Source organism: Tropicibacter naphthalenivorans (assembly GCF_900176475.1).
Taxonomy (GTDB): Bacteria; Pseudomonadota; Alphaproteobacteria; order Rhodobacterales; family Rhodobacteraceae; genus Tropicibacter; species Tropicibacter naphthalenivorans.
This window is the reverse complement of sequence record NZ_FWXX01000028.1, coordinates 1-7,444: the sequence shown is the minus strand read 5'-3', so window position 1 is coordinate 7,444 and position 7,444 is coordinate 1. Positions and strand designations below refer to the sequence as shown.

General features: G+C 62.7%; 9 protein-coding genes. 2 read left to right on the top strand and 7 right to left on the bottom strand.

From position 1 onward, the window contains the following. The 4 genes from B9A11_RS20980 to araD all read right to left on the bottom strand — a co-directional run. On the bottom strand, window positions 1-330 hold a 330-nt coding region (locus B9A11_RS20980), incomplete at its 3' end, for an ATP-binding cassette domain-containing protein (protein WP_143595967.1). A 51-nt stretch (window positions 331-381) separates the two neighbouring features. Next, complete coding sequence (locus B9A11_RS20975) at window positions 382-1,401, bottom strand: ABC transporter substrate-binding protein (RefSeq protein WP_058249457.1); 1,020 nt, start codon at window positions 1,399-1,401, stop codon at window positions 382-384. 188 nt (window positions 1,402-1,589) lie between these two features. Beyond that, the gene (locus tag B9A11_RS20970; protein WP_058249456.1) at window positions 1,590-2,303 is read right to left on the bottom strand and encodes a ribonuclease activity regulator RraA; all 714 of its coding nucleotides are present in this window, start codon (window positions 2,301-2,303) and stop codon (window positions 1,590-1,592) included. Between the two features lie 64 nt (window positions 2,304-2,367). Beyond that, window positions 2,368-4,110: an L-arabinonate dehydratase gene (gene araD / locus B9A11_RS20965; protein ID WP_058249455.1), complete on the bottom strand. Its 1,743-nt coding sequence runs from the start codon at window positions 4,108-4,110 to the stop codon at window positions 2,368-2,370. Window positions 4,111-4,315: 205 nt separating this feature from the next. Between araD and B9A11_RS20960 the strand changes: the two genes are divergently transcribed. Then, the gene (locus B9A11_RS20960; RefSeq protein ID WP_234988925.1) at window positions 4,316-5,350 is read left to right on the top strand and encodes a LacI family DNA-binding transcriptional regulator; all 1,035 of its coding nucleotides are present in this window, start codon (window positions 4,316-4,318) and stop codon (window positions 5,348-5,350) included. Here the strand turns inward: B9A11_RS20960 and B9A11_RS20955 are convergent. After that, window positions 5,342-6,346 carry an NAD(P)H-dependent flavin oxidoreductase gene (locus B9A11_RS20955; RefSeq protein WP_058249453.1) on the bottom strand — a complete coding sequence of 335 codons (1,005 nt, stop codon included), beginning with the start codon at window positions 6,344-6,346 and terminating at the stop codon, window positions 5,342-5,344. The two genes, B9A11_RS20960 and B9A11_RS20955, sit on opposite strands and share 9 nt — an antisense overlap. A gap of 381 nt (window positions 6,347-6,727) precedes the next feature. Between B9A11_RS20955 and B9A11_RS20950 the strand changes: the two genes are divergently transcribed. Further along, window positions 6,728-6,925: a hypothetical protein gene (locus B9A11_RS20950; RefSeq protein ID WP_058249452.1), complete on the top strand. Its 198-nt coding sequence runs from the start codon at window positions 6,728-6,730 to the stop codon at window positions 6,923-6,925. Here the strand turns inward: B9A11_RS20950 and B9A11_RS20945 are convergent. Both B9A11_RS20945 and B9A11_RS21540 read right to left on the bottom strand, forming a co-directional pair. Continuing rightward, on the bottom strand, window positions 6,922-7,086 hold the full coding sequence (locus tag B9A11_RS20945; protein ID WP_083499977.1) for a transposase: 165 nt from the start codon (window positions 7,084-7,086) through the stop codon (window positions 6,922-6,924). The genes B9A11_RS20950 and B9A11_RS20945 overlap by 4 nt on opposite strands. 103 nt (window positions 7,087-7,189) lie before the next feature. Beyond that, complete coding sequence (locus tag B9A11_RS21540) at window positions 7,190-7,330, bottom strand: site-specific integrase (RefSeq protein WP_159452545.1); 141 nt, start codon at window positions 7,328-7,330, stop codon at window positions 7,190-7,192. Between the last annotated feature and the right edge of the window lie 114 nt (window positions 7,331-7,444).

Genomic DNA, 7,444 nt, shown 5'->3' with positions numbered 1-7,444 from the left:
GGACATGGTTGGCGCGACGATTTCCAGCGGCAGGATCACGTTGTCCAGAATGGAGCGCCATTCCAGCAGCACCGGGTTTTGAAACGCCATGCCCACGGTTTTGCGCGGGGATTTGACCCGCTCGCCATGCAGCCAGACTTCGCCGTGGTCGGGCTTCATCAGCCCCGCGACAAGGCGCGTCAGGGTGGATTTCCCGCAGCCCGACGGGCCGACGACCGCGGCGAATTCGCCTTCGGGGACAGACAGGTTGAGATTGTCCAGAACCGGCAGCAGGCCTTTGGGCGTCTTGTAGGCGTGGGTGACGCCCTTGATGTCGATCAGATTTGTCATGGGTATTTGGGACTGCCGGCAAGCGCATCGCCCCGCCGGCAGTCTTGGCCTTTACTGAAGCATCCGCAGGTCTGCGGCGGGCAGGTAGCTGCCGTCAAAATACTTGGACATCTCGGGTTCGGTGGTGAACTCGTAAACCGATTTGGTCTGTTCGATGGCCGTGGTCATGCGCGCCTCGTCGATGCCGCCAATGCCGTTTTCCTTGACGAAATCGGTCAGCACGTTGGCGTCGATGGCCATTTGCAGACGCTCGGTTTCCAGATCGGCGTCGGCTGCCGGGTTGCGCTTCATCAGCGCTTCGACGGCGGTGGCGGGATCGGCAATTGCGCCCTTCCAACCGGCGGCAATCGCGGTGAGGAAACCGGTCACCACCTCGGGGTTCTCGGCGGCGTAGTCGGTGTTGACGATGATCGCGTTGCCATACAGCGCCACGCCATAATCAGCCATCAGCAGCACGCTCTGGTCCTCCATCGGGACGCCCAGGCGCTTGAGATTCAGCGTCGAAGAGAAGGAAAAGCCGGTGACCGAGGCGACCTTGCCTTCGGCGAGCATCGGCTCACGCGTGGGAAAGCCCACGGGCTCGACGGTGATCGCGCCGGTGTCCAGACCGTTCTCGGCGGCAAAGATCGGGAACTGCGCCCATGCGCCATCGGGGGGCGGCGCGCCCAGCACCTTGCCTTCGAGATCTTTGGGCGTCTCGATCCCCAGCGATTTGCGGCCAACCACGGCAAAAGGCGGCTTGTCATAGATCATCATGACGGCTTTGACGGGCGCCTCGGGGTTCTGGTCGAGAAAGCGCATCAGGCTGTTGATGTCAGCAAAACCAAAGGGATAGGCGCCGGTGGCCACCTTGGGGATCGCGTCGAGAGAGCCTTTACCCTCGGAAATCGACACGTTCAGATCGGCATCCGCGAAAAGGCCCGCGTCGATGGCGTGGAAATACGGCGCGGACGGGCCTTCGAATTTCCAGTCAAGCGCAAAGGGAACGTCGGTTTCGGCCAGGGCGGCACCGGATGTGCCCGCGATGGCGACGGAGGCAGCAAAGGCTGCAGAGATGAAGCGGTTGAACAAGATGTCCTCCTGAGGATGATGCACCGCAGACTGTTGTTCACGCGCCCGGCAGATGGAATTCTTGCCAGTGGGTTTCGCGCCAAAGCGCCGAGTTGGCGGAGTTTTTGCTTAAATTGTAATCTTTAAGATTAAATTATGGGCGTAAATATGCACACTCCGCCTGTTCCCTGTGCGACAGGGGGACAACCCTAGCGATTGTTAGCCTTGCGCCACGCCTCGAAGCGGGGGCCGTATTTCTCTTCGTTGACGCGCGGATAAAGGCCGATGATCGGCTCTCCGTCCTTGACCTGCTCGACCACGAAATCCTCGTAGGCGGTCATCTCGACGGCCTCCTCTGCGACCTCATCGGCCATATGCGCCGGGATCACGATCACGCAATCGGCGTCGCCCACGATGATGTCACCGGGAAAGACCGGGGCATCGCCGCAGCCGATCGGCTCGTTGAGGGCGATGGCCTCGTTATTCGTCAGGTTCGTCGGGCTGGAGGGGCGGCTGTGATAGGCCGGAATGTCGAGCTCTGCGATCACGGCGGCATCCCGAAAGCCCCCATCGGTCACCACCCCAGCCCCGCCGCGCATCATCAGGCGGGTGATCAGGATATCCCCCGCCGAGGCGGCATCGGCCTGCTTGCGGCTGTCCATCACCAGAACGTGGCCTTTGGGGCAGGTTTCAATCGCCACGCGCTGCGGATGGGCGGGGTTGCGGAACTCGGCCAGCGTGTTGCGATCCTCGCGGGCGGGGATGTAGCGCAGGGTAAAGGCCGGGCCGACCATGTTCTGCCCCTTGTGCCCAAGGGGGTGGACGCCCTGGATGACCTGATGGCGCAGACCGCGCTTGAACAGGGCGGTGGCAAGGGTCGCCACGGAAACGCCCATCAGTTTTTCACGGGTGTCGGGGGTCATGATGTGTCCTTTTCTATGGGCCTTGTGGATCGTCAGCTGCGGGCTGCCGGGTGGGCAAACCCGGTCAAAAGATGTCCGGCTCTGCCGCCGCCGCGCCAAAGCTGGCTTGCAGGTAGTCAAAGTCGCAGCCCTTGTCGGCCTGCATCACATGTTTCGAGAACATCCAGCCGTAGCCGCGCTGAAACCTTGGCTCTGGCGGGGTCCATGCGGCGCGGCGGCGTTCGATTTCGTCGTCAGGGACCAGCATATCCAGCGTCCGGTTCGGCAGGTCGAGGCGGACGATATCGCCCGTCCTCAGCAGCGCCAGCGGCCCGCCGACATAGCTTTCCGGGGCCACATGCAGCACGCACGCCCCGTAGGACGTCCCCGACATGCGGGCATCGGAAATGCGCAGCAAATCGCGGTGCCCTTGCTTGATCAGCGCCTTGGGGATCGGCAACATTCCCCATTCCGGCATCCCCGGCCCACCCTGCGGCCCGGCGTTGCGCAACACCATGACCGTGTCCGGCGTGACCTCGGCGCTCTCGTCATCGACCCAAGCCTTCATCTCGGGGTAGCTGTCAAAGACGACCGCCGGACCCTCGTGCTGATAGTATTTCGGGTCACAGGCGGCGGGCTTGATCACCGCGCCATCGGGGCACAGGTTGCCGCGCAGCAGCGCCAGAGACCCCTCGTGATAGACCGGGTTAGACAACGGGCGGATGACGTCGTCGTTGTAGACCTGCGCGCCTTGCAGGTTCTCGCCCAGCGTCTTGCCGGTGACGGTCATACAGTCGGTGTGCAAGCGCTCTTCGAGCTGTTTCATCAGCGCCCGCAGCCCGCCCGCGTAAAAAAAATCCTCCATGAGGTAGTCCTTGCCCGCGGGGCGGACATTGGCGATCAGCGGCGTGCTGCGGCCCAGAGCATCCAGATCATCAAGGCTGAAATCGACGCCCGCGCGGCGCGCCATGGCGATCAGATGCACCACCGCGTTGGCCGAACAGCCGGTGGCCATGGCGGTGATGGCGGCGTTCTGCACCGCCGCACGGGTGACGATCTTGTCGGGGGTCAGGTCTTCGCGGACCATCTCGACGATGCGGCGGCCACAGTCCGAGGACATGCGCTGATGCCCCGAATCCACCGCCGGTATCGACGAAGCACCGGGCAGCGTCAGCCCCATGGCATCGGTGATCGCCGTCATGGTGGACGCGGTGCCCATGGTCATGCAGGTACCAGCCGAACGCGCGATGCCGCCCTGAATGCCCAACCATTCCTCGTCGGTGATGTTGCCCGCGCGGCGCTCATCCCAGTATTTCCACGCATCCGACCCGGACCCAAGGATCTTGCCCGCGTAATGCCCGCGCAGCATCGGCCCGGCGGGGAGGTAGATCATCGGAATGCCCGCCGTCAGCGCCCCCATCACCAGCCCCGGCGTGGTCTTGTCGCAGCCGCCCATCAGCACGACCCCGTCAAAGGGGTGGCTGCGGATCATCTCTTCGGTCTCCATCGCGAGCATGTTGCGATAAAGCATGGAGGTCGGCTTGGTAAAGCTCTCGTCGACCGACAGCGCGGGCATTTCCACGCCAAGCCCGCCCGCCATGGTCACCCCGCGTTTGACGTCCTGCGCGCGCTCGCGAAAATGGCTGTGGCAAGAGTTGATTTCCGACCATGTGTTGAGAATGCCGATGATCGGCTTGCCGCGGAATTCGTCCTCGGAAAATCCAAGCTGCATCATGCGCGAGCGATGCCCGAAAGAGCGTAGATCGTCGGGGCCAAACCAGCGATCGCTGCGCAGGCCACCCTTTGGTGTGCTTTCCTGATGCGCCATGCGCGCCCTCCCCCCTGGCAGCCTTTTTCGCTTATGTATGCGCATACATCAATGCGCGTCAATGCGCGTTCTGGAAACCATTCGGCCTGTGAAAAAGCAAATATTCGACTCTGGACGTTCCTTTTCCACCATATGTATACGCATACACTCCAAGGTTCAGCGCCACGACCGCCCAACGCTTGCCATCAGCGTTCCAGAGTGAAATATGGCGCGTATGAAGGGCGAACAGACAACGACAGAGCGCAAGCCGCAAAGGGTGACGATGGAAACCGTCGGCAAGATCGCCGGGGTCAGCCAGGTCACCGTATCGCGCGCGCTGTCCGATCCGTCCAAGGTCTCGGCCAAGACGCTGGCCAGGATCCAGGACGCCATCGAGGCGACCGGGTTTGTGCCCAATGGGGTGGCCGGGGCGCTGGCCTCGAACAAAAGCAAGCTGATCACCGCGCTGGTGCCGTCGCTGACCAATATCGTCTATTCCTCGATGATCCAGTCCTTTGGCCGGCGGATGCGCGACGCGGGCTATCAGCTGCTGCTGTCTGAAACCGGGCTCGATCCGCGCGAAGAAGACGCGACCATCGCCGCCCATCTGTCGCGCCGCCCCGATGCGATCCTATTGACTGGCGTACACCACTCGGCGCAGGCGCGGCGCATGGTGCTGGCTGCCGGAATTCCAGTGGTCGAAATCTGGGAGTACTCGGACACGCCCATCGACATGTGCGTGGGCTTTCGGCACGCCGACACCGGCCATGCGGCGGCCGAGTTTGCCCACCGCAAAGGCTATGCCCGCGCCGCGACGATTTCAGCGGGGGACGAACGGGCGCGCAGGCGCAAGGCCGCGTTTGTTGATCGCTTGCAGGCGCTCAGGCCCGGCGCGGTGCCCCAGATCGACTTTGACACCCACGCCACGCTGGCCCGTGGCCGCGAGGGGCTGTCACAGCTGCTGGATGGGCATGGCTTTGACGGCGGCGTGATCTTTTGCAGCTCTGACATTCTCGCCAACGGCGTCCTTGTCGAAGCTCAGGCGCGTGGGCTGCGCGTGCCGCAGGACATCGCCGTGATCGGCTTTGGCGATCAGGACGGCGCCGCCCACCTTGAGCCGCCGCTGACCACGATCCGGGTCGACCGCGAAGCCTTTGGCCGGGCCGCCGCGGACATCCTGCTTGATCGGTTCAAGACGGGTGAAGCGGCGGTGCCCAAAGTCGATCTTGGGTTCGAACTGATCGCGCGCGGCTCAGCCTAGGGCCGGCTCATCGCTGCACCCGGGCGCGCTCTGGACGTCTGCCGTTGGCGCAAAGCGGTCTGCCATGCGCTGGCCCGCCGCGCGGTACTCTGCCTCAAAGCGGTCAACGATGGCGGCCACCGGTTCGACCCGGTCGATGACACCGCAGCCCTGCCCTGCGCTCCAGACGGTTTTCCACGCCTTGGTGCCCGCGTGCATGTCGCCGGAAAAGTCGATCTTGGCCGCGCTGTCCATATCCGACAGGTCCATCCCCGCCGCCTCGATCGAGGCTTTCATCCACAGGCCCATCGCCCCGGTGATCGCCTTGGAGGCCACGAGGTCTTCGATCCCGCTGCCGATCACCATGTTGCGATAGTCGTCGCCGATCATGTTTTCCTCGGCGGTCAAAAAGCGCGTGCCCACATAGGCCAGATCCGCCCCCAGCGTTTCCGTCGCCAGCATCGCATCGCCGGTGGAAATCCCGCCGCCCACCGCCAGCGGCCCGTCAAAGAACTGGCGCACCTCTTGAATAAAGGGCGCCATGGCGTAATGCCCGGTGTGCCCCCCCGCGCCCGCACAGACCAGCACCAGCCCGTCGGCGCCCTTTTCGATCGCCTTCTTGGCGTAGGCGGGGCTGTTCACATCGGCAAAGACCATCCCTCCGTAGGAGTGCACCGCCTCGGTCACCCGGTGCGGGCCACCCAGCGCGGTGATCACGATCTCGGGTTTGAATTCGCGCACGAGGGCGAGCTCATCCTCGAAGCGACCATAGCTGTTGTGGGTGATCATGTTGAAGGCAAAGGGCAAATCCAGCGGGCCAAGCTCGGCGTGGATCTGTTCGAACCACTGGCGCAGATCGTCGATGGTGCGCCCGTTGGGGCCGGGGAACGCGCCCAGAATACCCGCCTTGGCCGCAGCGACCACCAGATCCGGCCCCGAAACGAGAAACATCGGCGCGGCCACCATCGGCAGACGCAAACGGGCCTTGAGCGCAGCGATTTTCTGGTTCGGAGTCATGGGCTATGTCCTTGGTGGGGCGGCCCGCGGGCCGGGTCATCGATGGGCTAGGATTTGATCGGGGCGGGAAATGGCACGGCGGCGGCGCGGATGCAACCAAGAGCCCGCGAAGGCCTATAACTACGCAAAATTTCACGGCCTTGATTTACTTACATTAATTTCAATTTCGTATCATAGTGTTGCGCGGTGCGCACCGTGCTTCGACGGCATACGCTTGCGCAGCTTTGATCGAACATTGCCAAAACCGGTCAAGCTGCTGACTATCAATGAAAAAACCGCGCTTCGCGGCACGGGTCACAGGACACTTCGATACTAAGATAATCAGGTTCGGATAGCAGCCAGGAATGGCAGATCCCACCTGAACATCCCGTCATAGCTTTCATGGATGAACCTGAAACCAAGGCCCGCGAGACCTGTGACGCCCTCCTTGCCGAACTGCGCGACGACCTGAACGGTAGCATCTCGGAGCAGGACGCCATCGAGGTGCTCGCCCAGCACCTCATCACGCGCTCCGTCTTCAAGGCGCTCTCCACCGGTTGGACCTGTCACGTTTTCGTGCCGCCCCAGGTGCTCGTTTAAGCCACTTTCCGTTCGAAGGCGACGGGGCTTTTCCAGCCGCTGATCATCGCCGGATGGATGTCATACTTCTTGGCCAGCTCGACCGTCGTCAGTGCTTCGCTGATGGCTTCCAGAGCCACCTTCGTCTTGAACTCCGCCGAATAGCGTTTCAGTTTGGTCATTTTTGTGCGTTCTTCCTCGGGTGCCACGGCTTAACACCTGGTCCGAAATCCCGCGACCACCTCTGATATTCAGCACTGTGCCGTGGCTGTGGCCGGCGATTGCCTAGCGCTGGCCGTCGTTTACATCGGCAGCGCGCAGCATTGACGAAAACGTCTTGCGCAGCGCGTAGCAGTTCTCGTCGAAGTTCCGCAGATTGAGATGGTTCAGACTGCGCGACAAGCGCTTGCCAAAGGCGCTGGACACGTCGCCAGACTCCGTCCTGCGCACGTAATGAACCGCCCCGCTTTTGCCGGAGGCTGATTACTCCGTTTCAGGCGACTTTATCGAACTCATTACGCTGTTGATAGAACTTCTCCT